Consider the following 26,329-nt stretch of genomic DNA (forward strand, 5'->3'; position numbering starts at 1 on the left):
TGGTCTGTGCGTCCGTCACCCGCCCTGTCGCCCGAACTGGTCCGACAGGCGGTCGAACGCATCGTGCGCCGTCAGATCGCAGCGCAGCGGCGTGACCGAGATATAGTCGTCGAGGTTCGCCGCCGCATCCGTGCCTTCTACCGTGCGAGTCTGCTGATCGCCGCCGCGCACCCACAGGAACCGGCGGCCAGAAGGGGCCAGTTGCGCCTCCACCCGGTGATGCACACCGCGCCGCAGGCCCTGTTTCGTCAGGCGCATCCCCTTCACTTCTGCCGCAGGGACGGGGGGGAAATTCACGTTATAGAACAGCGGGTAGTCGTCGTTGTCCCAGAAGGCGTCGTCCATCAGGCGGCGCAGCACTTCCGCCCCCGCCGAGGCGGCCTCAAACGGATCCTCCAGCTTGACGTTGCGGGGACCATAGAACTGCGACAGGGCGATGGACCGATAGCCCTGCAGTGCCCCTTCCATGGCCGCGCCGATAGTCCCGGAATAAAGCACGTTTTCGGCGGCGTTGTTGCCACGGTTCACGCCCGACAGGATTAGGTCGGGGGGCGAATCCGCCATGACGTCGTAGATGCCAGCCATCACGCAGTCGGCAGGCGTGCCTTCGGCGGCAAAACGGCGCGGCCCGAACTCGGAAATCATCGTGGGGTGGGTATAGCTGATGCAGTGCCCGACGCCGGACTGCTCGAACGCGGGGGCCACGGTCCAGACCTCGCCCTCCGGCCCCGCCAGATCGCGGGCCAAAGCGTCCAGCACGACAAGGCCCGGCGCGTTGATGCCGTCGTCATTGGTAATCAGAATCCGCATGAATGCCCCGGTTAGTCTGGTCCGCACAGGCTAGGCCGGGCGGGTGGGATCGGCAAGCCGTGGGCGCAGTTTCCGTCGCGCTGTGGCATTGTGGAATCAGCCCCGGACGGTCTCCAGCAGGCGCGTGGCCTCGGCGTCGGGCGTGGTCAGCGCTCCTCGGTCCTCGCCGGGGAAAAACCGCGCGCGCAGGGCGGTGGGCATGGGGGCGGGTGCGATGACAGTGACCCGCGGGCCGGTGCGCGCGGTTTCGGCCTGCCAGGACCGGACCAGCGCCATCTGCGCGGCCTTGGTGGCGCCGTAGGTGCCGTAGAACTTCTGCCCCGACACCGTGTCATCGCAAAAGACCGCATGCCCTGCGGTGCCCAGCAGGGGGGCCACGTAGGACATCAGGCGCTGCGTGGCCGTCACGTTGACATCGACGGAGGACGCGAAGTCCTTGGGCGCGATATGGCTGGCGGGGGACAGGGGGGCTGCGTGGATCGCCGTATGTACCCACAGATCCAGACGGCCCCAGCGGTCGTGGATGCCGCGGCACAGCTGTTGCATCGCGGCATCGACGGTCACGTCCATCGGCGCCAGCGTCGCCTGGCCGCCCTTGCCTTGGATGGCGTCGTCAAGCTCTTCCAGCGCGCCGACGGTGCGCGCCACGGCGACGATATGAAACTCGGGAGCCAGCGCCTTGGCGATGGCCGCGCCGAACCCGCGCGAGGCGCCGGTGATCAGGGCAATCTTGTCAGTCATGGCAGCGTCTTTGCCCCACGGGGCCAGCGCTGTCCAGTGGCATCAGGCGGCGTCGGGCAACGTCAGATCAAAGGTCTGGCCGCGGTGATCGCGCAGTTGCACCTGTCGCGGCGTGATCGCCGTGATGGTCAGGCCGCCGACCTTGTCACCGGCGGCGATCTTGTGAATGTCGCCGTCGCGCATGCGGATCAGGGCGCTGTCACCCTGTGGGCCGGTAAACAGGCCGATCACGGTGATCGCATCCAGCGGCAGTTTCGTCGTGCTTTGGGCCATCTGGCCGACGGTCTTGGCAGTCATGGTCTAGGGTCCCCTCAGATGACGGGGGGATGCGTCATCTTCCTGCCGATGAAAAGGGGCGTAGGGCAAAGTGCGCGCGCCCCGCAGGAAACTGCCGGTCTTGTGCTGCAGTGCGGCAGGTTCTGGCTGACCCGGCGCCGTCAGGACGATCCGGTCCGGTGATCCGACGGGGGCCGCGGCACCGCGGCCTTGCCCGCAGGCCAGCCCCCGCGCTGACGCGACGGGTCGCCGTCGGTCACCTCGGTCTGGTCGTGGAACAGGTGCACTTGTGTGGGATAGATGTCCGGATTCGGGATCACGACGCGCCGCCCGTCATAGGTCTTGATCAGCGTGGCGCACGTCTCGATCCGCTCGAAAGTATCTTCCTGGCCGCCGCTGACGATCTGGTCGCCGACGTTGAACGGTTGCCGCAGCAGGATCAGGATATCCGCCAGCATGTCCTGCAGAATGTCTCATTGAAGGCGAAACGACCGATCTACACCAAGGCTGCCCAGCAGATCGGCGGGCGTCATGCTGGGCGCGATGATCGTGACGGCCAGCATGATCCCGAAGACAAGGACCGCCAACACCACCAGCACCACAATGATATTAGGCAAGAGCTTGATCAGACCGTTCAGCCAAATCTGCAGTATCGTGAACGACAGAGCTGTGTTTGCCTTCACCTATAGGTGCCCGTTCGCGCGAACATGAGTCGTTCAAAGCGGGGTCGGACGCTGGGTAACGAAGGGCCTAGCCGAACAGGGGCGTGCCGTCTTCTTTCAACAGCGCGCCCGTCGGTTGCCGTTCCAGCAGGGGCAGGACGGCTTCGGACGGCCGGCACAGGGCCACGCCGCGCGTCGTGCAGACGATGGGCCGGTTCACGAGGATCGGATCGGCGACCATCGCATCCAGCAGCGCATCGTCCGACACGTCATCAGCGGTCAGTCCCAGCGCCGCGGCCGGGGTGCCTGAGACCCGCAGCGCCGCGCGTGGTGTCAGGTCCGCCGCCGCAAACAGCGCCTGCAACTGGGTTCGTGTCCACCCCGTCGCCAGATAGTCGACGACAACCGGCTCTGTCCCGGTCGCCCGGATCGCCGCAAGCACGTTGCGCGACGTGCCGCAGTCAGGATTGTGAAAGATCACGGTCGCCACATTGTCCATCCTTCTTCTGGTCGCAAATACTTCGGGGGGACGGCGCAGCCGGGGGGGCTGGCCCCCCTGCGACGCCAGCCTATTCCGCAGCCGTCCGTGTGATGAATCCGCGTTCGATCATGTCAGACGGCGCCACCGGGTAATCGCCGGAGAAGCAGGCATCGCAATACTGCGGCGATGCGTTGTTGCGCCCGCCGGACTCACCCACGGCACGGTAAAGCCCGTCCATCGAAATGAACTTCAGCGAATCCACGCCCAGATGGTCGCGCATTTCGTCCTCGGTCATGGTGGCGGCCAGCAGCTTGTCCCGCTCTGGCGTATCGACGCCGTAGAAGCAGGGCCACTGGGTGGGTGGCGATGCGATCCGGAAATGCACCTCTGCCGCGCCGGCCTCGAGGATCATCTCCTTGATCTTCTGGCTGGTGGTGCCGCGCACGACGCTGTCGTCGACAAGGATCACGCGCTTGCCGCGAATCAGGGCGCGGTTCACGTTCAGCTTCAGCCGCACGCCCATGTTGCGGATCTGCTCGCTGGGTTCGATGAAGGTCCGGCCCATGTACTGGTTGCGGATGATCCCCATCGCGTAGGGGATGCCCGATTCCAGCGAAAACCCGATCGCAGCCGGGGTGCCGCTGTCGGGCACGGGGCAGACGAGGTCGGCATCCACGGGCGCCTCTTTTGCCAGTTCCCGGCCGATTGCCTCGCGCGTTTCATAGACGGAACGCCCGCCGAGGATGCTGTCGGGGCGGCTGAAATAGACATGCTCGAAAATGCAGAACCGCGGTTTGGCCCGGCGGAAAGGATAGTGCGACTGCACGCCGTCTTCGGCGGAAATCACGACCATTTCGCCCGGCTCGACTTCGCGGACGAAATCGGCACCGACGATGTCCAGCGCGCAGGTTTCCGACGACAGCACCCAGCCGTCGCCCAGCTTGCCCAGCACCAGCGGGCGCACACCCAGCGGATCGCGGCAGCCGACCAGTTTCGACTGGGTCATGGCGACGACGGAAAACGCCCCTTCGACCTTGCGCAGCGCCTCTTCCATGCGGTCGGGGATCGTGCGTCCCATGGACCGGGCCATCAGGTGGATGATGCATTCCGAATCGCTGGACGACTGAAAAATCGAACCGCGCTCGATCAATTCCTTCCGCAGGGCGACGGCGTTGGTGATGTTGCCGTTGTGGGCAATCGCAGCACCGCCCATCGAAAATTCGCCAAAGAACGGCTGCACGTCGCGGATCGCCGTCTGGCCCTTGTGGCCGGCGGTGGAATAGCGGACGTGCCCGATCCCCAGGGTGCCGGGCAGCATCGCCATCATGTCGGCGCTGGTGAAGTTGTCGCGCACAAGGCCCATGCGGCGGGCCTGATTAAACCCGGTGTGGGTGTCATAGGTGACAATGCCGCCTGCCTCTTGCCCGCGATGTTGCAAAGCATGCAGGCCGAGGGCCACGAAATTGCTCGCCTCGGTGATGCCGACGACACCGAAGACACCGCACTCTTCGTGCAGCTTGTCGCCATCGGGGTCGAAGGGATGGGCCGGCAGGTCCGCAAGGCGGTCCGGGGCGGTGGCATTGATGGTCGCGGGAGGGGTCGCTTCTGGCACGGGGCAGCTCCGAATCCTTGGAAGTTAGGCGCGTCTTAACGCGTCTGTCCGCCCGTGTCACGAGACTGATACATCCATCGTCATCACAACCGGTACGTTTTTGCCGCAGCGCAGCAATCAGGTGCGACAGCCTGTGTTGACGCAAGATTGGAACCTGCGACGTGGTGTCGCGTTAGGGTGGTTGTAATCGTAATCTGTCCCAACGGGTGGTTTTTTGCCCTGTCTCCAGCCCATGTCAGGCCATCCATGAAACGTGCGACCCATCTCGAAGCCATCCGCCGCAGCCTGAACGTGATCATGCTGATCTCGGTCTTCGTCACCTGCTACTTTGCCAAGGACCTGCTGCTGCCGGTGCTGCTGGGCTTTCTGATCGCGCTGACCCTGTCGCCCCTGTCGCGCGGTCTTTCACGAATCGGCATTCCGCACTGGGTCTCTGCCGTTGGTCTGATCGGCATCGTGGCGATTGCCATCGCCGCGCTGATCTACTTTGCCTCCGGGACGGTCGTGGGCTGGATGGACAGCGCGCGCAGCATGGGGACGGAACTCCAAATCAAGCTCAGTGGAGTTTTCCGGCAGTTGGAGCATGTGCGTCAGGCCGGTGCGGAGGTCGCCAACATGGGGGGGAATGCCGCGGATGGCGCTGATGTGCAGGAGGTCGTGGTCAAGCAGCCGACCCTGATCGACAGCGCCATGAACGTCGTCAGCAGCGCGGGCGCTACGCTGGCCGTGTCGCTGGTGCTGGCGTCCTTTCTGCTGGCCTCGGGCGACATGTTCTACATCAAGCTGGTGCAGTCCTTCCCGACGATGAGCGGCAAGAAGCGCGCCCTGACGATGGTCTACGACATCGAACGCCGGGTGTCCCACTATCTGCTGACCATCGCGATAATCAACGCCTGTCTGGGCCTCTGCGTCGGGGCGGTGCTGTGGCTGATCGGCATGCCCTATGCCTACATCTGGGGCGTTGCCGCGTTTCTGCTGAACTTTCTGCCCTACCTTGGCGCCTTGACCGGCGTGGCGCTGGTGGCGGCCCTGTCGATTCTGACCTTCGACAGCTTTTCCTACGCGCTGCTGGCACCGGCCGCCTATCTGACGCTGACCACGATCGAGGGTAATTTTGTGACCCCGATGCTGCTGGGCCGCCGGCTGGAGCTGAACACCGTCGCGGTCTTTCTGACCGTCGTGCTGTGGGGCTGGCTGTGGGGCATCGCGGGGGCGCTGGTCGCCGTGCCGTTCCTGGTTGTCTTCAAGGTCGTCGCAGACAACATCGAAGGCATGGAAATCGTCGGCAACTTTCTGGGCGCCGCCGACGAGGTACACGAGAAAGAGCCGGAGCCTGCTCCTGCCGCGGAAGAGCCGAGTGCCCAGCCGGATGATGTCGGCGACATGCATCCGACCGCCGTTGTCTGACCCCTAATCGTGTCTGACAGTGGCCCGCCTTACTGAGGCGCGCCGCACTCACCGACCAGTTGCTGGTATTGCGTGGTGATCCAGGACAGGGTCGCCTCGGGGTCGCGGTCGGCGATCTGGCCGGTCATGCGGCCAAAGACTCGGGCCGACCGGCTGTCATCCACCATCGCGATGTTCTGCGATGTCAGCACCGTCTGGTAGACAAAGAACGCAACCGCCACGAGCAGGATGCCGCGGAATACGCCGAACAGGAACCCGGCACCCTGATCAAGCCCGTTCAGCGCCGAGCGCTGCACGACGGATGAAAACAGCGGCGTGAAGATCGACACCACGATCAGCGAGACGGCGAAGACGGCGGCGAAGGCCGCGATGATCGACAATTCGCAGCTGTCGCCGATGAACTTGTCGAGGCCGGGGATCTGCGCCACCAGCGGGCGCGCCTGATCGGCAAAGATGAAGGCCAGCACGGTCGCCCCGACCCATCCCGCGATCGCCATCGCTTCGCGGACCAGACCGCGACTGTAGGCCAGCAGCGCCGAGATGACGATGATTCCGGCCACGACGCCGTCGATGATGGTAAAACCGTCCACTGGTCCACTCCCCGAAGGTCAGTTCGCGCGCGCGCCAAAGACCTGTTCCACGAAACCGGCCAGATCCTGCATTTCCCGCAGCTCCAGTCCGGACGCCCCGGTGCCCTTGGGCGCGCGCGGCATGATCGCCGTCGTAAAACCAAGTTTCTGCGCCTCTTTCAATCTGTTTTCGGTCTGGATGACCGGACGCAGCGCACCGGACAGGCTGATTTCCCCGAAAATCACAGCTTCTTTTGGTAACGCTGCGTCTTCGCGCGCGCTGACCAGCGCCGCCGCGACCGCCAGATCGGCGGCGGGTTCGCTGATGCGCAGGCCCCCCGCGACGTTCAGATAGACGTCCAATCCGGTGAACGGCACGCCGCAGCGCGATTCCAGCACGGCCATGATCATGGCGAGTCTGCCGCCGTCCCAGCCGACGACAGAGCGTCGCGGCTGGCTGTGGGGAGACGGTGCGACGAGCGCCTGAATTTCGCACAACACGGGCCGCGTGCCCTCGATCCCGGCAAAGACGACCGATCCGGGTGCAGGCTCGCCGCGTTCGGACAGGAACAGGGCGGATGGATTGCGCACCTCGGCCAGACCCTTCCCGGTCATCTCGAACACGCCGATTTCGTCCGCGGGGCCGAAGCGGTTCTTGACCGACCGCAGGATGCGGAACTGGTGGCCGCGCTCGCCTTCGAAATACAGCACCGTGTCGACCATGTGTTCGACGACGCGGGGGCCCGCGATGGCGCCTTCCTTTGTGACGTGACCGACCATGATGACCGACATGTCGTGGGTCTTGGCGAAATTGGTCAATTCGTGGGCGCAGGTGCGGACCTGGCTGACCGAACCGGGGGCGGAATCCACGTGGTCCGCCCACATGGTCTGGATCGAATCGATGATCGTCAGATCAGGCTTTTCCTGCTCCAGCGTGGTCAGGATATCGCGCAGGTTGGTGTCAGAGGCGAGCATGACGGGGCTTTTGTCTAGACCCAGACGCCGCGCGCGCATCTGGACCTGTGCGTTGGATTCCTCGCCAGAGACATAGATGACCTTCAGCCCGTTGCGGGCGAACCGTGCGGCGGCCTGCAGCAGCAGGGTGGATTTGCCGATGCCCGGATCGCCGCCGACCAGCAGGGCAGAGGCCTTGACCAGTCCGCCGCCCAGCACCCGGTCCAGCTCCTCGACCCCGGCCAGCGTGCGCGGCGGTGCCGCTTCTTGCGTGGCAAGGTCGGTCAGGGCCAGTGTCTTGCCGCGCCTGCCGCCGATCGAGGTCTTCTTCGGCCCTGCGACCGACAGGCCGGTGTCTTCGTGGATCGTGTTCCATGCGCCGCAGGCTTCGCATTTGCCGGACCATTTGCTGGTCGCGGCGCCGCAGGCGGAACAGGTGAATGCGAGGTCTTTTGCCATGTTCACCTTTTGGACCAGTTTCGCGGCCGTGGCAACGGGGGCCGATTTTTCGGCCAAAAATCCCAGGCACGCGGGACCGGTGTCACGCCCTTGCCGCGGACCGTGCCGAGAGGCCGGAGATCACGACCGAGGCCAGTACGCAGCCGGTAAAGACCCACAGGCCCCAGGCGGTTTCGACGCGTCCGATGCCGGCACCTTTCAGGATGACGACATAGAGCGCCAGCAGAAATACGTCAGCCATGGCGAGTTTGCCGGCCCAGCTGAGCACCGGCAGCAGACGGGCGCTGAGCAGATCGTGGTGCAGCAGGGCCAGACCGATGGTCTTGAGCATCGGTGCAAAGAGGGCCAGTGCCGTGACCAGCAACGCCAGCAGCGGATCGTCCGGCCAGAGCGATTGAAGGCCAGAGATCACGCTGATGTCCGACAATCCGAACAGCGGCAACAGGCCTGCCCGCAGCAACGGGGCGAACCACGACAGCGGAAACAGGACCAGCAGCGCCAGATTGGCCCAGCGCAGCCCGCGCGGGGTCGTCATTCGGCAGCAGGCTTCTGCGGCATCGGCACGATATTGGTGCCACCGGCCCGGCGCTGTTCCTGCTGCGCACGCTCTGCCTCCAGTGATGCAGCATCGAGGCGTTCATCGTGTTCAAGCGCATAGCCCAGCAAGGGCAGCGTCGATTGCAGGCGGTCGTCCAGATAGGTCAGCTGGCTGGCGACGCGGGCCTCCTCGATCTCGACCTGATCGGACCAGGCACGGATCTGTTCGCAGATATGCAGCGCCTCGACGATGCGCTCCTGCTGCTCTTCGGCGGCCTGCTGGCGCTGGCGCAAAAAGGCCTTGGCGCGGGCGACGCGTTCGACGGAATAGACCTCTGCCAGATGGCGGCTTTGGACGCTCATCTGGGCCGCGACTTCCAGCACGCCGCCTTCGAGTTGCGGCAGGTCGGGGTGGTCGCGCAGATAGGCGAGGCGGTCGCGCACGGCATCGAATTCGGAACTGAGCGTGAAGACACCGGCCCGGTCGGCAGCGTGGACGGCGTGATAGGCGCGGGCCACGTCGTCCATCCGGATGTGAAAATTCCGGTGGCTGTTTTCCAGCGCCAGCATGCGGACCGTCGTGGGCAGGAAAAACGCCATGGCCCCCAGCATCGCGGTCAAAGCACCCTGAATCCAGGGGCCGGCGTTGGGGTAGGGGACACCGCCCAGCGTGGCGGTCAGGTCCAGCCAGTCGGCCAGACCTGCGATACACAGCAGCGTATAGAAAACAGCGGCAAAGGCGAAGACGGCCACGACGAAAAGCGCCGTCACATGCAGGATGCGGATGCCGTCGCGCAGGGAAAAGGTCATATCAAAGCGGTCCCGTGGGATGATCGTAAAATAGTAAAGAAAGGATGAATGGATTTTTCGGCCAGGTCCATCACAATGAACCGGCGCGCGTGATGCATCGTTTCCTATTTGGAAACAATTACATGCAGTCGACTGATGCGACGGTGGAATTGTGCAGCAGAAGACCGGCCTTCAGCCGAAAATTGCGGTAGGACAGGCTGGTTCAGGCGACGAAGCCGCAGACCGCAGGCGCACGGCTTCTGTTGCGTGGCGAAACAATGCACGGACGCCTTGAACGTGAATTTTCAAAAATATGGCAAACCTGTGGCGTTTGACGCTCTGTCCGACGCCTTGGGTGCATTTTGCTGTCATGCGGGTGGCGAATCGCCCGGAGATCAGCCGACGTAGCGCCGGGAATAACGGTTGCCGAGGCTGGTCAGGATCTCGTAGCCGATGGTGCCGCCGGTCTGGGCGAGACGGTCCACCGGCTGTTCCGCGCAGAGGATGGCAAGGGAGGCGGGATCGTCGCGCAGGTCGGTGATGTCGACCGTGATCGCGTCCATCGAGATGCGGCCGACCAGCGGGCAGGCGTTCGGTCCGTGCCACAGCATCGCACCGCGCGCCAGCGCCCGGTGCAGCCCGTCCGCGTAGCCCGCGGCAACGGTCGCCAGCCGCGTCGGACGCTCGGCCTGCCAGGAGTTGCCATAGCCCACGACTTCGCCCGCGGTCAGGTCGCGGATCTGCACGACGGGCAGGTCGAGGCGCACGACGGGGCGGGCATCCTCGAAGGGCAGGCCGCCGTAAAGGCCGATGCCGGGGCGGCATTCGTCAAAATGATACTCCGGCCCGAGCAGTATGCCGCCGGTCGCGGCGAGGCTGCGCGGCGTCGTGATGCCGTCGGTCATCTGGTGAAACACGTCGAGCTGGTAGGGGTTCATCGGGTGGTCTGGCTCGTCCGCACAGGCGAGGTGCGACATGACGACGACGGGCTTGCGGCGCAGGGCCTCTTCGGCCACGGCGGCCCAATCGTCCCATTCCAGCCCCAGCCGGTTCATGCCGGTATCGAGTTGCAGGCCGAAGGGCGCGTCTGGCAGCGCTTCGAAATGGCGCTTGATCTGGTCGAGGGAGTTCAGGATCGGGATGAGGTTCAGGTCCGCGATGATGTCGGTGTCGCCGCGCATGTGACCGGTCAGCACCCGGATCTGCGCCTTGTCGCCGACGGCGGCGCGGATCGCGGCGCCTTCCTCGGCCATGGCGACGTAGAAGGTGCGCACGCCTTGCTTGGCCAGCGTCTTGGCCACGCGGTCCGATCCCAACCCGTAGGCGTCGGCCTTGATGACCGCGGCGGTGTCGCAGGAGGTCAGCGCATTCAGGCTGCGCCAGTTGGCCGCGAGGGCCGCAAGGTCGATGGTCAGGTGTCCGGTGCTCATGCCCGGTCTTTTGACAGGCCGGGGGCGTTGCGGCAAGAGGCTGCTATGGCCTTGCGGTGCAAGGCCAGCCTCCGGCGGGAGTATTTGCGAAAAAGCGAGGACGTCAGTCGGATGCGGTCGTCAGGCGGTAGCTCTGCATCTCGTCCGGGGTCAGCAGGTAGATCTCGTCCGGCGGGGTGACGAGGGCGTGGCGCATGATCAGCGGGTCGATGTCCATATCGGCGAGGTAGCCCATGACCTCGCCCTGGCCGCGCTGGATATCCTCGACCGCCATGAAGGCTGGCAGGGCGGTGTTTTCGCCAAAATAGTGCTGGTGGACGCCGACGAGGGCGCCATCCTCGACCGTGCGGATGGTGCCTGCGGCCAGCAGGTAGGGGCAGGCGGAGAGACAGATGTCGGTGGCGGTCATGCGGGTGGCGAGGCCGAGGGCGCGCAGGGTGCGGCCCATGGCCAACGCGTCCTGCACCGAGCCGCCGGGGGAGTTGAGGAAGGCCTGCGTGGGGGTGGGGTCCACGGTGGTCAGGAAGTCGGTCAGGCGGTCGGCGTCGCCGGGGGCGATCTGACCGGTCAGGGTGATCGTCGGCTCTCCGTTCCAGACGGTATCGACGAAGTCGAGGCGCGACGGCATGTCGGTCGTCGTGGGGATCGGGCGCGAGCCGGGGCGGGCGGGGCGCGGGTCGATCTGCCGGGGATCGTAGCGGCGGGTCTGGTCGCCGGGACCGGGCGGCTGCGTGATCGCTGGCGCGCTGGAGGGCATCGCGATCTGCGGCAGGACGCGGGCGATGTCGGACCCCAGCAGGACGGCGGCAAAGACCAGTTGCAGGCCGAAGATCCAGCGCAGCATCCGGCCAGCAGACCAGCGGGCGGGCCTTGCCATCATTCGGCGGGGGTCTTCTGGCGGTCGAGGCGTGTCACGGTGCCCTCGGTCCGGTCGAGGGAGGTTTCCATGTCGCGCATCGCGTTGATCGCGGCGCGCAGTTCCGACAGGGTCATCGAATCCTCGGCCGCCGTGCCGTCGCGGCCCGCGCGGATCGCGGCTTGGGTCACGGCAAGAATCAGCACCAGTACGGCGGGCAGCAGGTCGATGGCGATGGCGCCGGCCCAGCTGGGGATGAAGTTGCCGGCATAGAGGATCACCGCGTCGGCGGCGCTGATCGGGGTGTAGCTGATGTCGGCGGGGGGCGTCATCGCCAGCACGTCCTGTGCCGCGGCCTGCAGGGTGGTGGCGCGCTGCTGCAGCACGCCCAGAACCGAATCGATGGTCGCCTGCTGGCCCGCGCGGGTGTCGCTGTTCGACCCGTCGAGGCTGGGGAGCACCACCGCATCCGCCAGATCGGTCGCGGCGCGGTTCACCAGCGGCGCCACGGAGAGTTGGCGCAACTGGGTGATGACATTGGCGAGGCGGACGGCTTCCTCGCTGAAGGGGACGGAGCGGGCCTCGACCGGGCCTTGATCGACCGTGAGGGCGCGCATGCGCGACAGGATCGCGTTGCCTTCAGCAAAGGCCTGTTCGACGAGGGGCTGCTGTGCGGTGATCTGTGCTTCGAGTGCTGCCAGTTCGTCGGATTTCTGGCGCAGCAGGCGGAAGACGGCGCCTTGTCCGGCGAAGCCCGACAGCTGGCCGGTCGCCTCCTGCTCGCTCAGGTCGTCGAAGGACTGGCGCACGCGGGCCACGTCGCGGGAGAGGCTTTGCGCAGACTGGGTGATCTCGTCGGCCCGCTCCAGTGCTGTCTGGTATTGCTGCACCGTTTCGGCCAGGTGCTGTTCGACGGCCGCGGCGCCCGCGAGGGCGGCGGCGTTCAGCCATGACGACATTGCGATGATCGCAAGGCTGCCCAGAACCATCGACAGCCCGAGGCCGATGCGGGCGGTGGCGGTGTGAACCGCCGGCAGCAGGCGCATCATGTAGGACCAGAAGACGTAGATCCCGACCGAGACGGCGACGGAATAGGCCAGAGCCGCGAAGACCGACAGCGCGCCGTTGTCATCGAGCAGCGAGGACACGCCGAGGTAGGTGTAGATGCCCGAGGCCACCGCCAATACGCCGAGGGCGGTGCCGGTGATGCTTTCGAGCCAGACGACGTGGGATTCCAGATCGCGGGCGTTGCGAATGTTGCGGGCCTCGGTGCGGGACAGGCGGGACTCGTCGGTCATGGGGGCCCTTTCGGCTGTTCATCTCAAGATAGGGGGCCAAGCGACGGTTGCAAATGACAGGGCCGTGGGCTGGCCGTTCCGGCCCGCGTGGAGGTTTTGCACCTCCACACCTCCGCAAAGTATTTTCAACCAGAAGAAGGGGGGCGTCAGGTCAGACGTTTCGCCTAGCGGGGACCGGGGTGGCGGCGGGTGGTGCCCATGGCCTGAGAGGCGGCCTGTGCACCGGTGTTGCCCTAGTCGGTTCCGATGGTGACGTAAGTGCAACCAAGCGACTTGGCGTGGTCTTCGACCGGCGGGATCATGGGGCGCCTGACGCCGCGGCCGCGCCAGTCCGGCGCGACATAGATGTGGTGTAGATCAAGGCCGCGCCGGTCGTGCGCGGTGGGCAGCATCAGGGCGTCGGACATCCGGACGAGGTCCGCGATGTTTGCAGGCGCCACCGGGCGGGCGTCAAAATCCGACGTCGCCACCGGGGCCGCCGTCCTGCTGCCAGGGCTTCACGAGGTTGCCGAAGCGGGTAAAGCGGCCTTCGAACGACAGTTCCACCGTGCCGATGGGGCCATGGCGCTGCTTGCCGATGACGACCTCGGCCTTGCCGCGCAGGCGCTCCATTTCCTCCTGCCAGATGGCGATCTTGTCCATCTCGTGATCACCCGGTTTTTCGCGTTCCTTGTAGTATTCCTCGCGGAACACGAACATCACGACGTCGGCGTCCTGCTCGATCGAGCCGGATTCGCGCAGGTCGGACAGTTGTGGGCGCTTGTCCTCGCGGTTTTCGACCTGACGGGACAGCTGCGACAGCGCGATGACCGGGATCATCAACTCCTTGGCGATGGCCTTGAGGCCCATCGTGATTTCGGAGATTTCATTCACGCGGTTTTCACTGCGTCCGGTGCCGCGGACCAGTTGCAGGTAGTCCACCACCAGCACGTCGAGGCCATGGGTCCGTTTCAACCGGCGCGCCCGTGCGGCAAGCTGGGAAATAGGCAGGGCGGGGGTGTCGTCGATGAAGAGCGGGCAGGATTCGAGCTGCTTGGCGGCGTCCACGAAACGGCGGAACTCCACCTCTGTCATGTCGCCGCGGCGGATCTGTTCGGATGGCACCTCGGCGGCTTCCGACAGGATCCGGGCGGCGAGCTGTTCGGCGGACATTTCGAGCGAGTAGAAGCCCACGACGCCGCCGTTGACCGCCCCTTCGGTGCCGTCATGCAAGGTGCCCTTCTTGTAGGCCTTGGCGATGTTGTAGGCGATGTTGGTCGCCAGCGAGGTCTTGCCCATGGACGGGCGGCCCGCAAGAATTAGAAGGTCGGACTTGTGCAACCCGCCCAGCTTTTTATCCAGATCGACAAGACCGGTTGACACGCCGGCCAGCCCCCCGTCGCGCTGGTACGCAGCGTTGGCCACGTTCACCGCGTCGGTCACGGCCCGCAGGAAGGATTGAAAGCCGCTTTCCGAGGTGCCGCTTTCGGCCAGCGCGTAAAGCGCCTGTTCCGCCTCGACGATCTGATCCTTGGGCTCAGACGCCACATCGACCTTGGACGCCTTGGACGAAATGGTTTGCCCCACCTGAATCAGCTGACGCCGGATCGCGAGGTCGTAGATCATCTGCGCGTAGTCCCGCGCGGCAAAGGCCGAGGTGGCAGAGGCCGCAAGCCGCACGAGGTAGGCACCGCCGCCAAGTTCCTGCAGGCCCTCGTCATCCTCCATGTAGGATTTCAGCGTGACGGGACTGGCCAGCGCATTCTTGGACAGGCGCGCCGCGGCGCAGTCGAAGATGCGGGCGTGGACGGGATCGTAGAAATGCTGGGGGCCGACGACGCTCGCGATGCGGTCGAAGATGTCGTTGTTGGTCAGGATCGCGCCCAGCAACTGTTGTTCCGCCTCGATCGAATGCGGCATCGTGTCGACGCTCGCCTCGGCTGTGCCGGTCGCGTTGAAAATGCTGATTTCATTCATCGGATGCCTGTCCCCTCGGTCGGTTGCCACTGTGCGCGTGGTTTGCACCGGTCATAAACCAGCGGTGGCGCGGACCCAAATTGTATATTTCTGTGGATAGGTCGCCCTGCGCACATCTAGCACAAGATGGGCCAGATCGCTACCGCCGGCGTCCAGATCTGGTATTCTATGACCCGGCGGAATTTGGCCGGACTGTCGTCAGACCATCACGCCCGGTGTCCAGCCCTTGGGGTTACGCAGGTAGGCTTCGACCGCATCCAGCGTGGCGCTGTCAAAGGACTGACGCGACCGGGCCACCTCCAGCACATCCCACCAGGTGCACAGGTGCAGCAGCTGCACGCCGTGGTCCGACAGCCGTTCTTCCACACCCTCGAAGATGCCGTAGAAGAAGATCACGGCCGTGGCGGCGCAACTGGCCCCCGTATCGCGAATCGCATCGACGAAGGACAGCTTGGACCCGCCGTCGGTCGTCAGATCCTCGACCAGCAACACGCGCTGGCCTTCGGTCATGACACCCTCGATGCGGGCGTTGCGACCGTAGCCCTTGGGCTTCTTGCGCACGTAGGTCATCGGCAGCGCCATGCGCTCGGCCACGAGGGCGGCAAAGGGGATGCCGGCCGTCTCGCCACCGGCGACGTTGTCAAAGGCTTCGAAGCCAACTTCGCGCATGATCGTCACGGTCAGAAAATCCATCAGGGTGGCCCGGATGCGCGGGTAGGAGATCAGCTTGCGGCAGTCCACATAGGTCGGCGCCTGCTTGCCCGAGGCATGGGTGAAGGGCGTCGTGGTGTTGAAATCGACGGCCCCGATTTCCAGCAGCATCCCGGCGGTCAGGCGGGCGATTTCATCCTTGGCGGGAAAGCCGGTGGGGATCATCTGGAAAACCTTTCGTGCGGGAGGGCAGGGATGTTTCGTGGAAAAAGCGTCAGGACACGCGCCAGTGCAGCGGGAACCCGGGGTCAAAAACCGTCACCGGACCGTCGCCCGTGTCGATCTGCGCCGGATAGGTGACGGGATCGCCCTTTGTCAGGGTGATCGTGCCTTCGTTCGGCTTCATCCGGTAGAAGGCAGGGCCGTTCAGCGATGTGAAGGCTTCCAGCTGACGCAGGCTGCCCGCAGCCTCGAAGACCTCTGCCAGACAGGACATCGTGTTGGTCGCGGTAAAGATGCCGGCGCAGCCGCAGGCCTGCAATTTGCCCGCATCCGTATGGGGCGCCGAATCGGTGCCGAGAAAGAAGCGCTTGTCGCCGGACACGGCCGCCTGCACAAGGGCGATGCGGTGCGCCTCGCGCTTGGCGACGGGCAGGCAATAGAAATGCGGTTTGATGCCGCCAGCCAGAATGTGGTTGCGGTTGATGATCAGGTGATGCGTGGTGATGGTCGCGGCCAGATTTTTGGCCGTGTCACGCACGTAGTCGACAGCATCCTGCGTGGTCACATGCTCCATCACGATACGCAGATCGGGGTTCTTCTTGCGCATCGGTTTGAGCATCTTGTCGATGAACACCGCCTCGCGGTCGAAGATATCGACGCTGCCGTCCGTCACTTCGCCGTGCACGCAGAGCGGCAGGCCGATTTCGGCCATGCGGTCCAGCACCGGGCGCACGCGGTCAAAATCGCGCACGCCGCTGGCGGAATTAGTCGTGGCCCCTGCGGGATAAAGCTTGACCGCCGTGATGAGGCCCGCCGCGTGTGCCGCGGCGACATCGTCAGGATCGGTGTCCTCGGTCAGATAAAGCGTCATCAGCGGCGTGAAATCCGCCCCCGCGGGCAGGGCCGCCATGATGCGCGCACGGTAGGCCTCGGCCTGCGCGCCGGTCACGACGGGCGGCACGAGGTTGGGCATCACAATGGCGCGCGCGAAATGGCGGGCGGTTTCCGGCAACACGGCCTGCAACATCGCGCCATCGCGCAGATGCAGGTGCCAGTCGTCGGGGCGGCGCAGGGTCAGTTCTGTGATCTTTTGGTCAGTCATGCAGATCCATTACACGCGATCCGGCGCGCTGACCAGTGACACCGCCTCAGGCGCGGGCGGCATCCTGCATGTCGTCGTCCGGGGCGTCAGACTGCGGCACGGCGTATCCCAATTCCCGCAGCTGTGTCTCGAAATAGGTGTCACGACCGCGCTTCAGCACCGCACGGCAGGCCAGTGCGGCCAGTGCGTCATGGCCGCGGTCGCGGGCGCGCCGCACCAGACCCTTGAGATAGGCGCCGAAGGTCTTGCGGGCTGACAGGGCGTTGATGAACCGTTGGGGTGTCAGATCGCCCGCCATGGCGTGACGCAGCAGCGGGTCGAGCGCGCCGAGGCTGTCGAACGTGATGTTCAGCCGCCCGCCGATCCCGCTGATTCGCAGCATCTGGACATTGGACCGGGTGAAGAGGCTGGCGTGCATCGCATCCAGCCGCTGCTGCGGCGAATAGACGATCCAGACCTGACTTGCCGCATCGATCATGTCCGGCGCATAGGCATAGCGGTTGGTGAAGTTCAGCCGCCGCTGGCTCATGTAGCGGGTGTCCCAGCCGGTGACGGAGGGGTCCAGCGTCGCCTGCGGCCGCAGGGCCAGCACCCGCGCGCCGGGGGCCGCGACGCTATAGGCCGCAGCGGCGTATCCGCCGGCCCCGGTGCCATAGAACAGCACGCTCTCGAAATCCTCGAAAAAGCCGTCGTCGATCAGCCGGTCGAAATGGCGATAGATCGCGGGATCGCGGAACCAGCTTTCGGCCTTGCCGATGATGGCCAGATGCGACCACCCCTCGCGCCGGGCAAAGGCAAAGCCGCGGGGGGCGGCGTCCGGCAGGCCCCGGACCTCGACCGCGTTCTCGAAGGTGACCAGCAGCTTGGGTCCCGCATCTAGAAACGTCGCCATGTGATCGCGGCCCAGCGGCGTGAATGATCCGTGCTCCTCGACCAGCACTTCCAGGGCCGCCAGCCACTCATCGGGTTCCAGCCCTTTCAGCTCGGTCGTGAAGTGCAACGCATGGTCCGTCATTTCGGCTCTCCTGTCGTGGCGCGGCCTGACCCACGTCTGGCCTCAAAGGTGCGGGACCAATGCGGCAGAATTGGGCAGGGGGCGGGTTTCTTTTGCGGCCCCACCCCCGGGCCGGTCCTGCGCAAGGCTATGACCTTCGGGCCGGACAGACAACGTCCGCCTTGACGCCGCGGCTGGGCAGTGCAGGTTGAACGCCAGTGCGACCGGGGGGACAAAGCCATGACATTCGACAGCATCGACGCCGTGCAGACGGCACTGGCGGCGGAAAACTACATTTGCCCGCGCCCGTTGGCCACGGTGGTCTTTCTGGCGCTCAAGCTCGGTCGCCCCCTGTTCCTCGAAGGCGAAGCGGGCACCGGCAAGACCGAAATCGCCAAGGCGCTGTCGGCAGCACTCGGTCGCCGCCTCATTCGCCTGCAGTGCTACGAAGGGCTCGACAGCGCCTCTGCCGTCTACGAATGGAACTTCGCCGAACAGATGATCGCGATCCGCACGGCAGAGGCCACGGGCGGCACCGACCGCAAGGCGCTGAAATCCGAACTCTTCACCGAAGAATATCTGATCGAACGCCCGCTGCTGCAGGCCATGCGCCCGCAACCCGGCGGCGCGCCGGTCCTGCTGATCGACGAACTTGACCGCACCGACGCCCCGTTCGAGGCTTTCCTGCTCGAAGCGCTGTCGGACTTTCAGGTGACCATCCCCGAACTTGGCACGATCAAGGCGCCTACGCCGCCCATCGTGATCCTGACCTCGAACCGCACCCGCGAAGTCCACGACGCCCTCAAACGCCGCTGCCTCTACCACTGGGTCGACTATCCCGACTTCGACCGCGAACTCGACATCCTGCACGCCCGCGCGCCGGAAGCGGCCGAGACCCTCAGCCGCGAGGTCGTCGCTTTCGTCCAGCGCCTGCGCACCGAGGATCTGTTCAAGAAGCCGGGTGTTGCCGAAACCATTGACTGGGCGAAATGCCTGCTCGCCCTCGACGTCATCGACCTGTCGCCCGCCGTCATCGCCGATACGCTGGGCGCAATCCTGAAATACCAGGACGATATTCAAAAGATCGAAGGCTCCAAGGCCAAGCAGATCCTCGAAGACGCCCGCGCCGCGATCCCCGCATGACGCGCACCCGTCCTCTCTGTTTTCCAAATATCCTCGGGGGGAGGGCGCAGCCCGGGGGGCAGACAGCCCCCCTGCGACGCGCGTCATGGTAGAGCTCGCTGACCTCGCGCTTCCTGACAATCCCAAGCTCGCCAACAATATCGCGCACTTCGCGCGTGCCTTGCGCCGTGCGGGCCTGCCGATCGGACCGGGCCGCGTGGTCGACGCGATCCGCGCGGTCGAGGCCGCAGGCTTTACCGAACGCCGCGACTTCTACTGGACCCTGCACGCCTGCTTCGTGTCCAAGCGCGAGGAATCAACCGTCTTCGCGCAGCTCTTCCGCCTCTACTGGCGCGATCCGCGCTACCTCGAACAGATGATGTCCTTCATGTCCCCGATGGTGCGCGGCGTGGCCGAAGAACGCACCGCTCAGGCCGCCGAAAAACGCGCGGCAGAGGCGCTGCTGGACGGGCAGGAGCGGGACACGCCGGAACAGGAGGAGCCAAAAGAGGACGAAATGCTCCTCGATATCGACGCAAGCCAGACGATCAGCGCGCAGGAACGCCTGCGCACTTTGGATTTCGAACAGATGAGCCTGTCGGAGATGCACGCCGCCCGCCGCATCCTCGCGCAGATGTCGCTGCCGGTGAAGCCCTTGCGGTCGCGCCGCACGCAAGCCTTGCCGGGCCGCATGCCCGACTGGCGCGGCACGCAGGCCGCCGCGATGCGCCGGGGCGGCGAGATCATCGACTTCGCCACCAAGCGTCGCCGCATCCGCTATCCGAACCTTGTGGTGCTCTGCGACATCTCGGGCAGCATGTCGCAATACTCCCGCGCCGTGCTTCATTTCGTCCACGGTGTCGCCAATGCGCAAGGACAGGACTGGGCGCAGGTCCACGCCTTCACCTTCGGCACGCGGCTGACGAACATCACGCGCCATCTGCGCACCCGCGACGTCGACGCGGCGCTGAAGGCGGCAGGGGCCGAGGCCCAGGACTGGGAAGGCGGCACCCGCATCGCCGCCTGCCTGCACGATTTCAACCGCGACTGGTCGCGCCGGGTCATGGGGCAGGGGGCGGTGGTGCTGCTCATCACCGACGGCCTCGACCGCGATCCCGCCGCGGATCTGGGGCGCGAAATGCAGCGCCTCGCGCTGTCCGCGCGCCAGTTGATCTGGCTCAATCCCCTGCTGCGCTGGGATGGCTTCGCCCCCAAGGCGCGCGGCATCGCCGCCATGCTGCCCCATGTCACCAGCTTTCGCGCCGGGCACAACATCGCGTCCCTCGCCGGGCTGGCAGAGGCCCTGTCCCGGCCTCAGGACGGCGGCGAGAAATCGCGCCTGATGGCCGCGCTGCGCGACGCGACACAGGAACCCGACCCCAGCCCCTTTGCGTTCACCCGCGCCACCAACACCCAGACCTGAAGGCCACCCCATGACCGATCATCTTTTGCAAACTGCCCTTGACTGGCACCGCGCGGGCCGCCGCGTGGCCGTCGCTACGGTAATCGAAACCTGGGGATCCGCCCCGCGCGGGACCGGATCGCTGCTGGTCATCGACGATGAGGGCCGGATGGAAGGCTCCGTCTCGGGCGGCTGCGTCGAAGGTGCCGTCATCATGGAAGCGCTGGACGCCATCCCGACGGGTGCTGTCCGCCTGCTGGACTACGGCGTCAGCGACGACGAGGCCTTTGCCGTGGGCCTGGCCTGCGGCGGGCGTATCCGGGTGCTGGTCGAACCGGTGGGCGGGGCCATGCCGCTACACCTGCTGGAACAGCTTGTCGCCGCGATTACTGCGCGCGATCCGGTCGCCTATGTGATCGATCTGGACGCGCAGGCCCGCAAGCTGGCGAATCCCGCCGATTATCCCGACCGGTTCCGGCTGGACCGGTCGGGGGTCGAGGCGGACGGCCATACCTTCGTCGCGATCCACAACCCGCCGCTGCGGATGATCGTCGTCGGCGCGGTGCATATCGCGCAGGCGCTGCTGCCGATGGCCCGCGCCTGCGGTTTCGATCCCGTGCTGATCGACCCGCGCGGCGCCTTCGGCTCTGCCGAACGCTTTCCGGGCGAGACGATTCTGGAAGACTGGCCGGATGAGGCGATGGCGCAGCTAGCCCCCGACACCCGCACCGCTGTCGTGACCCTGACCCATGACCCCAAGCTTGACGATCCGGCGATTCAGCAGACGCTGCGGTCAAAGGCCTTCTACCTTGGCTGCCTGGGGTCCACCCGCACCCATGCCAAGCGTGTGTCGCGCCTGACCGAAGCCGGCTTCACCGACGCCGATATCGCCCGCATCCACGCGCCTGTCGGCCTCGATGTCGGCGGACGCGCACCGGCCGAGATCGCGGTCAGCATCATGGCCCAGATCATCGCCACCTTGCGAAAATCCGCATGAAGTTCGGTGCGGTGCCGCTGGCCGACGCGCTCGGCGCCATCCTCGCCCACCGCGAGGTGTTGCCGGGCGGCACGCTTGCGAAAGGTCATGCGCTGACCGCCCATGACCTGTCGTCTCTGGCGGACGCGGGGCTGTCTCATGTCACCGTGGCCCGGCTGGATCCCGGCGACGTGGACGAGGATGCCGCCGCCACCCGCCTTGCGCGCGCACTGGTCGGTGACGCGCCGGGCCTGCGGCTCAGCGTCGCGGCAACCGGTCGCGTCAACGTGATTGCAGATGTGCCGGGCCTTGCCGCACTGGACGCTAGCGCGCTTCATGCGGTCAACCTGACCCACCCGATGATCACGGTCGCGACCGTGCCGGACCTGCACCGGATGGAACCGGGCGGACTGGTGGCGACGATCAAGATCATCGCCTACGCGGTCGCGGGCCGCGACCTTGATGCGGCCGTCGCGGCAGGCCGCGGTGCCGTGGCCCTGCACCGGCCCGTCATCGACCGGGTGGCGCTGATCGAGACGCGCATTGGCCGCGATCTGGGCGACAAGGGGATGCGATCCCTGGCCCTGCGCCTCGACCGGTTAGGCGTGGCTTTCACGGGCCGCACCCGCGTGAAGCACGAGCCACAAGCCATTGCGGACGCTTTGAAATCGACCGATGCGCCGCTGTTGTGCATCCTCACCGGCTCCGCCACGTCTGACATCCGCGACACGGCCCCCGCGGCGGTGCGTCTGGCCGGCGGCACGGTGACGCACTTCGGCATGCCGGTCGATCCCGGCAACCTGCTGTTCTTGGGCGATTTGCAGGGTCGTCCGGTGGTCGGCCTGCCCGGCTGCGCCAGATCGCCCGCACTGAATGGCGCGGATTGGGTGCTGGAACGCCTGCTCTGCGGCCTCACCGTCACGCCGGCCACGATCGCGGCCATGGGCGTCGGCGGCCTGCTCAAGGAAATCCCCTCGCGCCCGCGCCCCCGGCAAAGTGCGGATTGACGCACTGCGGCGTGGCGATCCGTGCAGGTGCAGCACGATTCTTGTCTTCCCAGGCCCAGAGCCGCGTGTTTAACATCGCACCAACGCGGGTCGAGCAGGAGGACGACGATGAAAGTTTCGATGAGAGTGAACGGGCGTGCGGTGTCTGGCGATGTTGAGGGCCGGACGTTGCTGGTGGATTTCCTGCGTCAGGATCTGCATCTGACGGGGACGCATGTGGGGTGCGACACGTCGCAGTGCGGGGCGTGCACGGTGCATGTGGACGGGTTGCAGGTGAAGGCCTGCAGCATGTTCGCGGTGGAGGCGGACGGGGCGGAGGTGGCCACGATCGAGGGGGTGGCTGCGGCTGACGGGACGCTGTCTGCGATCCAGCAGGCGTTCCAGGATCACCACGGGTTGCAGTGCGGGTTCTGCACGCCGGGGATGGTGATGGCGGCGGCAAGCCTGCTGAAGGAGAACCCCAGGCCCAGCGAGGCGGAGGTGCGGCACCACCTGGAGGGCAACATCTGCCGCTGCACGGGCTACCATAACATCGTGAAGGCGATCATGGCGGCGTCGGGGCAGGAGATGCCGGCGCTGGCGGCGGAGTGAGTTTGCGGGGGTGAGGGTGGCCGGGGGGCATCGTCCATTGTTCTTGAACCAATGGCGAACAATGACGATCCCCGGCGTCGCCTCCCCCCGAAGTATTTCAAACCAGAAGAAGCAGGGGGAGGGGCGCATGCGTCCGACCTGCAGGGAGAGGACCAGATCATGCCCAAGGACAGCGGAATCGGTGCCAGCAGCAAGCGGCGCGAGGATGTGCGGTTCCTGACCGGAACCGGCAATTATACGGACGACATCAACATCTATGGCCAGCTGCACGTGCATTTCCTGCGCGCGGATGTGGCGCATGCCAAGCTGAACGGTGTGGACACGGCTGCGGCCGCGGCGATGCCGGGGGTGCACCGGATCTTTACGGGTGCCGACTTCGAGGCGGTGGGCGGTCTGCCGTGCGGCTGGCTGATCACCGACCGGCATGGTGCGCCGATGCAGGAGCCGCGGCACCCGGTGCTGGCGCAGGGCAAGATCCGGCACGTGGGCGAGCCCATCTGTGCGGTGGTGGCCGACACGCTGGCCCAGGCGCGCGACGCGGCGGAGGCGATCGTGCTGGACTACGACACGCTGCCGGCGGTCATCGACATGAAGGAGGCGGTGAAGGCGGATGCGCCGAAGGTGCACGACGATCTGACCGGCAACCTGTGCTATGACTGGGGCTTCGTGGAAGACAACCGGCAGGCCGTCGACGACGCGATCAAGGGCGCTGCGCATGTCACCACGCTGGAGCTGGTGAACAACCGCCTCGTCGCCAACCCGATGGAGCCGCGGGTCGCCGTGGGCGAGTACAACCGCGCCGACGACATGCACACGCTGCACACCACGAGCCAGAACCCGCATGTGATCCGGCTCTTGATGGGGGCCTTCGTGCTGGGCATTCCGGAACACAAGCTGCGGGTCGTGGCCCCCGACGTGGGCGGCGGGTTTGGGACCAAGATCTTTCACTACGCGGAGGAAGCCTTCTGCACCTTTGCGGCCAAGGCGCTGAACCGGCCGGTCAAGTGGACCAGCACGCGGTCCGAGGCCTTCATGTCCGACGCGCACGGGCGCGACCATGTGACCAAGATCGAGCTGGCGCTGGACAAGGACAACAACTTTGTCGCGGTCCGGACCGAGACCTATGCCAACATGGGGGCGTATCTGTCGACCTTCGCGTCCTGCACGCCGACCTGGCTGCACGGCACGCTGATGGCGGGCAACTACAAGACGCCGCATATCTACGTGAACGTGAAGGCGGTGTTCACCAATACCGTGCCCGTCGATGCCTATCGCGGTGCCGGCCGCCCGGAAGCCACGTTCCAGCTGGAGCGGGTGATCGACATGGCGGCGCGCGAGCTGGGCGTCGATCCGATCGCGCTGCGACGTCAGAACTTCATCACCCAGTTCCCCTATGCGACGCCCGTGGCGGTGGAATACGACACCGGCGACTACCATGCGACGATGGACAAGCTGATCGACATCGCGGACTTTGCGGGGTTCGACGCGCGGCGCAAGGCGAGCGAGGCGAAGGGCAAGCTGCGCGGTCTGGGCGTGAACTGCTACATCGAGGCCTGCGGCATCGCCCCCAGCAACCTGGTGGGACAGCTTGGCGCGCGGGCGGGTCTTTATGACGCGGCCACGGTGCGGGTGAACGCGACGGGGAGCATCAGCGTCATGGTCGGCGCGCACAGCCACGGGCAGGGGCACGAGACGTCCTTCCCGCAGGTGATCTCGGAGATGATCGGCATCCCCGAGGACCAGATCGACATCGTGCACGGCGATACCTCCAAGATCCCCTTCGGGATGGGCACCTACGGGTCGCGGTCGCTGGCCGTCTGCGGGTCCGCGATGGTGCGGGCCGCCGAGAAGGTGATCAACAAGGCCAAGAAGATCGCGGCCCACCTGATGGAAGCCTCTGAGGGCGACATCGAGCTGAAGGACGGGCGGTTCAGCGTGGCGGGCACGGACAAGTCCGTGGCCTGGGGCGACGTGACGCTGGCGGCCTATGTGCCGCACAACTATCCGCTGACGGATATCGAGCCGGGGCTGGAGGAGACGGCGTTCTACGACCCGGCCAACTTCACCTATCCCTCTGGCGCCTATGCCTGCGAGGTGGAGCTGGATCCGGAGACGGGGCATGTGAAGATCGAGCGCTTCTCGGCGGCGGATGACTTCGGCAACATCATCAACCCGATGATCGTGTCGGGGCAGGTGCACGGCGGGATCGCACAAGGCATCGGTCAGGCGATGCTGGAAGGCTGTGTCTATGACAGCGACGGGCAGCTCTTGAGCGCGTCCTACATGGACTACGCGATGCCGCGGGCGGAGGATGTGCCGTTCTACACGGTGGACCATTCCTGCCAGACGCCCTGCACCCACAACCCGCTGGGCGTGAAGGGCTGCGGCGAGGCGGGGGCGATCGGATCGCCGCCGAGCCTGGTCAATGCGGTGCTGGATGCGATCAACTCGGGGGGCGGCAAAACCGTGGCGCATATCAACATGCCGCTGACGCCGAGCCGCGTCTGGGCGGCGATGCAATAGGGTGAGGGGGTGTTCCGGGGCGCTGCCCCGGACCCCAAAGTATTTCTGACCAGAAGAAGGGGGGACCCTGCGCGTCTGGTCACAGGACAAGGATAAAACATCATGTATGCATTTGAGATCGAACGGCCCACGACGCTTGCCGACGCGGTGGCGGCGATTGGTGCGGGCGGGCAGGCGCTGTCGGGCGGGCAGACGCTGATCCCGACGCTGAAGGCGCGGCTGGCGGACCCGGGGCGGCTGGTCAGCCTGCACAGCATTCCGGAGCTGAAGGGGGTCTGCACCGACGACGCGGGCCGCATCTGCATCGGCGGGGCCACGACCCATGCGCAGGTGGCGCGCGAGGCGGCGGCGGGCTATCCGGCGCTGGCCGCACTCGCGGCGCGGATCGGTGATCCGGCGGTGCGCAACCGGGGCACGATCGGCGGGAGCACGGCGAACAACGACCCCTCGGCCTGCTATCCGGCGGCGGCGCTGGGGTCCGGTGCGGTGATCGTGACCAACACGCGCGAGATCGCGGCGGACGATTATTTCCAGGGCATGTTCGCGACAGCGCTGGAGGAGGGCGAGATCGTGACGGAGGTGAAGTTCCCGGTGCCCGTGGCTGCGGCCTACGAAAAGTTCATCCAGCCCGCGTCGCGGTTCCCGCTGGTGGCGGTCTTCGTGGCGCGGTTTGGCGACGGCGTGCGGGTGGCGATCACCGGCGCGTCCGAAGGCGGCGTGTTCCGCTGGACGCAGGCCGAAGAGGCGCTGAGCGCCCGCTTCGACCCCGCAGCCCTGGACGGCATCGCGATGGACCCCGACACCATGATCGCCGACCTGCACGGCGACAAACCCTACCGCGCACACCTCTGCAACGTCATGACCAAACGCGCGGTCATGGCCGCAGGCTGACAAAAGCGGCG

Annotated in this window: 27 protein-coding genes; 8 read left to right on the plus strand and 19 right to left on the minus strand. The window is 65.9% G+C overall.

All coding sequences use genetic code 11. The features are described 5' to 3' along the window. Positions 1-15: 15 nt before the first annotated feature. The 7 genes from surE to purF all read right to left on the minus strand — a co-directional run bounded on the left by surE (position 16) and on the right by purF (position 4,555). Positions 16-810: a 5'/3'-nucleotidase SurE gene (gene surE / locus GLR48_RS12380; protein ID WP_237061853.1), complete on the minus strand. Its 795-nt coding sequence runs from the start codon at positions 808-810 to the stop codon at positions 16-18. Between the two features lie 96 nt (positions 811-906). Further along, the gene (locus tag GLR48_RS12385) at positions 907-1,551 is read right to left on the minus strand and encodes an SDR family NAD(P)-dependent oxidoreductase (protein ID WP_237061855.1); all 645 of its coding nucleotides are present in this window, start codon (positions 1,549-1,551) and stop codon (positions 907-909) included. A gap of 42 nt (positions 1,552-1,593) precedes the next feature. Continuing rightward, complete coding sequence (locus tag GLR48_RS12390) at positions 1,594-1,848, minus strand: pilus assembly protein PilP (RefSeq protein WP_237061857.1); 255 nt, start codon at positions 1,846-1,848, stop codon at positions 1,594-1,596. Between the two features lie 140 nt (positions 1,849-1,988). Further along, positions 1,989-2,297, minus strand: coding sequence for a mechanosensitive ion channel domain-containing protein (locus tag GLR48_RS12395; protein WP_336886652.1), 309 nt, complete (start codon positions 2,295-2,297; stop codon positions 1,989-1,991). Positions 2,298-2,300: 3 nt separating this feature from the next. Further along, the gene (locus GLR48_RS12400; protein WP_237061860.1) at positions 2,301-2,510 is read right to left on the minus strand and encodes a hypothetical protein; all 210 of its coding nucleotides are present in this window, start codon (positions 2,508-2,510) and stop codon (positions 2,301-2,303) included. Positions 2,511-2,577: 67 nt separating this feature from the next. Continuing rightward, a complete protein-coding gene (arsC, locus tag GLR48_RS12405) occupies positions 2,578-2,979 on the minus strand; it encodes an arsenate reductase (glutaredoxin) (RefSeq protein WP_237061861.1) in 402 nt (133 codons plus the stop codon). 79 nt (positions 2,980-3,058) lie between these two features. After that, positions 3,059-4,555, minus strand: coding sequence for an amidophosphoribosyltransferase (gene purF / locus GLR48_RS12410; protein WP_237064535.1), 1,497 nt, complete (start codon positions 4,553-4,555; stop codon positions 3,059-3,061). A gap of 273 nt (positions 4,556-4,828) precedes the next feature. Between purF and GLR48_RS12415 the strand changes: the two genes are divergently transcribed. After that, positions 4,829-5,989: an AI-2E family transporter gene (locus GLR48_RS12415; RefSeq protein WP_237061866.1), complete on the plus strand. Its 1,161-nt coding sequence runs from the start codon at positions 4,829-4,831 to the stop codon at positions 5,987-5,989. Between the two features lie 29 nt (positions 5,990-6,018). Here GLR48_RS12415 and GLR48_RS12420 read toward each other — a convergent pair whose 3' ends face one another. The 12 genes from GLR48_RS12420 to GLR48_RS12475 form a co-directional block, all read right to left on the minus strand. After that, on the minus strand, positions 6,019-6,579 hold the full coding sequence (locus GLR48_RS12420) for a CvpA family protein (RefSeq protein ID WP_237061868.1): 561 nt from the start codon (positions 6,577-6,579) through the stop codon (positions 6,019-6,021). Between the two features lie 18 nt (positions 6,580-6,597). After that, on the minus strand, positions 6,598-7,971 hold the full coding sequence (gene radA / locus GLR48_RS12425) for a DNA repair protein RadA (protein ID WP_237061877.1): 1,374 nt from the start codon (positions 7,969-7,971) through the stop codon (positions 6,598-6,600). An 82-nt stretch (positions 7,972-8,053) separates the two neighbouring features. Continuing rightward, complete coding sequence (locus GLR48_RS12430) at positions 8,054-8,506, minus strand: paraquat-inducible protein A (protein ID WP_237061878.1); 453 nt, start codon at positions 8,504-8,506, stop codon at positions 8,054-8,056. Continuing rightward, the gene (locus GLR48_RS12435) at positions 8,503-9,318 is read right to left on the minus strand and encodes a DNA repair protein (protein WP_237061879.1); all 816 of its coding nucleotides are present in this window, start codon (positions 9,316-9,318) and stop codon (positions 8,503-8,505) included. The genes GLR48_RS12430 and GLR48_RS12435 overlap by 4 nt, the downstream gene beginning before the upstream one ends. A gap of 374 nt (positions 9,319-9,692) precedes the next feature. Beyond that, entirely contained in the window at positions 9,693-10,727 is a 1,035-nt protein-coding gene (alr, locus tag GLR48_RS12440) for an alanine racemase (protein ID WP_237061880.1), read from the minus strand. A gap of 103 nt (positions 10,728-10,830) precedes the next feature. Beyond that, on the minus strand, positions 10,831-11,607 hold the full coding sequence (locus tag GLR48_RS12445; RefSeq protein ID WP_237061881.1) for a hypothetical protein: 777 nt from the start codon (positions 11,605-11,607) through the stop codon (positions 10,831-10,833). After that, a complete protein-coding gene (locus GLR48_RS12450) occupies positions 11,604-12,881 on the minus strand; it encodes a hypothetical protein (protein ID WP_237061882.1) in 1,278 nt (425 codons plus the stop codon). Before GLR48_RS12450 ends, GLR48_RS12445 begins: the two co-directional genes overlap by 4 nt. 233 nt (positions 12,882-13,114) lie before the next feature. After that, entirely contained in the window at positions 13,115-13,351 is a 237-nt protein-coding gene (locus tag GLR48_RS12455) for a GNAT family N-acetyltransferase (RefSeq protein WP_237061883.1), read from the minus strand. After that, on the minus strand, positions 13,332-14,837 hold the full coding sequence (locus GLR48_RS12460; RefSeq protein WP_237061884.1) for a replicative DNA helicase: 1,506 nt from the start codon (positions 14,835-14,837) through the stop codon (positions 13,332-13,334). The genes GLR48_RS12455 and GLR48_RS12460 overlap by 20 nt, the downstream gene beginning before the upstream one ends. 198 nt (positions 14,838-15,035) lie before the next feature. Continuing rightward, a complete protein-coding gene (locus GLR48_RS12465; RefSeq protein ID WP_237061886.1) occupies positions 15,036-15,713 on the minus strand; it encodes an orotate phosphoribosyltransferase in 678 nt (225 codons plus the stop codon). Between the two features lie 49 nt (positions 15,714-15,762). Further along, positions 15,763-16,812, minus strand: a complete 1,050-nt coding sequence (gene pyrC, locus GLR48_RS12470; RefSeq protein ID WP_237061888.1) for a dihydroorotase — start codon at positions 16,810-16,812, stop codon at positions 15,763-15,765. 46 nt (positions 16,813-16,858) lie between these two features. After that, the gene (locus GLR48_RS12475) at positions 16,859-17,827 is read right to left on the minus strand and encodes a hypothetical protein (protein ID WP_237061890.1); all 969 of its coding nucleotides are present in this window, start codon (positions 17,825-17,827) and stop codon (positions 16,859-16,861) included. A 219-nt stretch (positions 17,828-18,046) separates the two neighbouring features. Here GLR48_RS12475 and GLR48_RS12480 point away from each other — a divergent pair, with 219 nt between their 5' ends. The 7 genes from GLR48_RS12480 to GLR48_RS12510 all read left to right on the plus strand — a co-directional run bounded on the left by GLR48_RS12480 (position 18,047) and on the right by GLR48_RS12510 (position 26,318). Next, positions 18,047-18,949 carry an AAA family ATPase gene (locus GLR48_RS12480; protein ID WP_237061893.1) on the plus strand — a complete coding sequence of 301 codons (903 nt, stop codon included), beginning with the start codon at positions 18,047-18,049 and terminating at the stop codon, positions 18,947-18,949. An 85-nt stretch (positions 18,950-19,034) separates the two neighbouring features. Beyond that, entirely contained in the window at positions 19,035-20,351 is a 1,317-nt protein-coding gene (locus GLR48_RS12485; RefSeq protein WP_237061894.1) for a vWA domain-containing protein, read from the plus strand. A gap of 10 nt (positions 20,352-20,361) precedes the next feature. Beyond that, positions 20,362-21,327, plus strand: coding sequence for an XdhC family protein (locus GLR48_RS12490; protein ID WP_237061895.1), 966 nt, complete (start codon positions 20,362-20,364; stop codon positions 21,325-21,327). Further along, positions 21,324-22,313: a molybdopterin-binding protein gene (locus GLR48_RS12495; RefSeq protein ID WP_237061898.1), complete on the plus strand. Its 990-nt coding sequence runs from the start codon at positions 21,324-21,326 to the stop codon at positions 22,311-22,313. The genes GLR48_RS12490 and GLR48_RS12495 overlap by 4 nt, the downstream gene beginning before the upstream one ends. A gap of 108 nt (positions 22,314-22,421) precedes the next feature. After that, positions 22,422-22,904, plus strand: coding sequence for a (2Fe-2S)-binding protein (locus GLR48_RS12500; protein WP_237061900.1), 483 nt, complete (start codon positions 22,422-22,424; stop codon positions 22,902-22,904). Between the two features lie 159 nt (positions 22,905-23,063). After that, the gene (locus tag GLR48_RS12505; protein WP_237061901.1) at positions 23,064-25,427 is read left to right on the plus strand and encodes a xanthine dehydrogenase family protein molybdopterin-binding subunit; all 2,364 of its coding nucleotides are present in this window, start codon (positions 23,064-23,066) and stop codon (positions 25,425-25,427) included. 102 nt (positions 25,428-25,529) lie between these two features. Then, positions 25,530-26,318 carry an FAD binding domain-containing protein gene (locus GLR48_RS12510; protein ID WP_237061903.1) on the plus strand — a complete coding sequence of 263 codons (789 nt, stop codon included), beginning with the start codon at positions 25,530-25,532 and terminating at the stop codon, positions 26,316-26,318. Positions 26,319-26,329 lie beyond the last annotated feature (11 nt).

The sequence above is a fragment of the Loktanella sp. M215 genome (assembly GCF_021735925.1).
GTDB lineage: Bacteria > Pseudomonadota > Alphaproteobacteria > Rhodobacterales > Rhodobacteraceae > Loktanella.

Coding starts and splice junctions, on each gene's coding strand:
- GLR48_RS12385 (WP_237061855.1), bottom strand. CDS start 1,551: ATGACTGACAAGATTGCCCTGATCACCGGCGCCTCGCGCGGGTTCGGC.
- surE (WP_237061853.1), bottom strand. CDS start 810: ATGCGGATTCTGATTACCAATGACGACGGCATCAACGCGCCGGGCCTT.
- GLR48_RS12450 (WP_237061882.1), bottom strand. CDS start 12,881: ATGACCGACGAGTCCCGCCTGTCCCGCACCGAGGCCCGCAACATTCGC.
- GLR48_RS12430 (WP_237061878.1), bottom strand. CDS start 8,506: ATGACGACCCCGCGCGGGCTGCGCTGGGCCAATCTGGCGCTGCTGGTC.
- GLR48_RS12415 (WP_237061866.1), top strand. CDS start 4,829: ATGAAACGTGCGACCCATCTCGAAGCCATCCGCCGCAGCCTGAACGTG.
- GLR48_RS12390 (WP_237061857.1), bottom strand. CDS start 1,848: ATGACTGCCAAGACCGTCGGCCAGATGGCCCAAAGCACGACGAAACTG.
- GLR48_RS12510 (WP_237061903.1), top strand. CDS start 25,530: ATGTATGCATTTGAGATCGAACGGCCCACGACGCTTGCCGACGCGGTG.
- pyrC (WP_237061888.1), bottom strand. CDS start 16,812: ATGACTGACCAAAAGATCACAGAACTGACCCTGCGCCGCCCCGACGAC.
- GLR48_RS12495 (WP_237061898.1), top strand. CDS start 21,324: ATGAAGTTCGGTGCGGTGCCGCTGGCCGACGCGCTCGGCGCCATCCTC.
- GLR48_RS12505 (WP_237061901.1), top strand. CDS start 23,064: ATGCCCAAGGACAGCGGAATCGGTGCCAGCAGCAAGCGGCGCGAGGAT.
- alr (WP_237061880.1), bottom strand. CDS start 10,727: ATGAGCACCGGACACCTGACCATCGACCTTGCGGCCCTCGCGGCCAAC.
- GLR48_RS12480 (WP_237061893.1), top strand. CDS start 18,047: ATGACATTCGACAGCATCGACGCCGTGCAGACGGCACTGGCGGCGGAA.
- GLR48_RS12460 (WP_237061884.1), bottom strand. CDS start 14,837: ATGAATGAAATCAGCATTTTCAACGCGACCGGCACAGCCGAGGCGAGC.
- GLR48_RS12465 (WP_237061886.1), bottom strand. CDS start 15,713: ATGATCCCCACCGGCTTTCCCGCCAAGGATGAAATCGCCCGCCTGACC.
- GLR48_RS12500 (WP_237061900.1), top strand. CDS start 22,422: ATGAAAGTTTCGATGAGAGTGAACGGGCGTGCGGTGTCTGGCGATGTT.
- GLR48_RS12485 (WP_237061894.1), top strand. CDS start 19,035: ATGGTAGAGCTCGCTGACCTCGCGCTTCCTGACAATCCCAAGCTCGCC.
- GLR48_RS12475 (WP_237061890.1), bottom strand. CDS start 17,827: ATGACGGACCATGCGTTGCACTTCACGACCGAGCTGAAAGGGCTGGAA.
- GLR48_RS12490 (WP_237061895.1), top strand. CDS start 20,362: ATGACCGATCATCTTTTGCAAACTGCCCTTGACTGGCACCGCGCGGGC.
- GLR48_RS12435 (WP_237061879.1), bottom strand. CDS start 9,318: ATGACCTTTTCCCTGCGCGACGGCATCCGCATCCTGCATGTGACGGCG.
- radA (WP_237061877.1), bottom strand. CDS start 7,971: ATGGCAAAAGACCTCGCATTCACCTGTTCCGCCTGCGGCGCCGCGACC.
- GLR48_RS12445 (WP_237061881.1), bottom strand. CDS start 11,607: ATGATGGCAAGGCCCGCCCGCTGGTCTGCTGGCCGGATGCTGCGCTGG.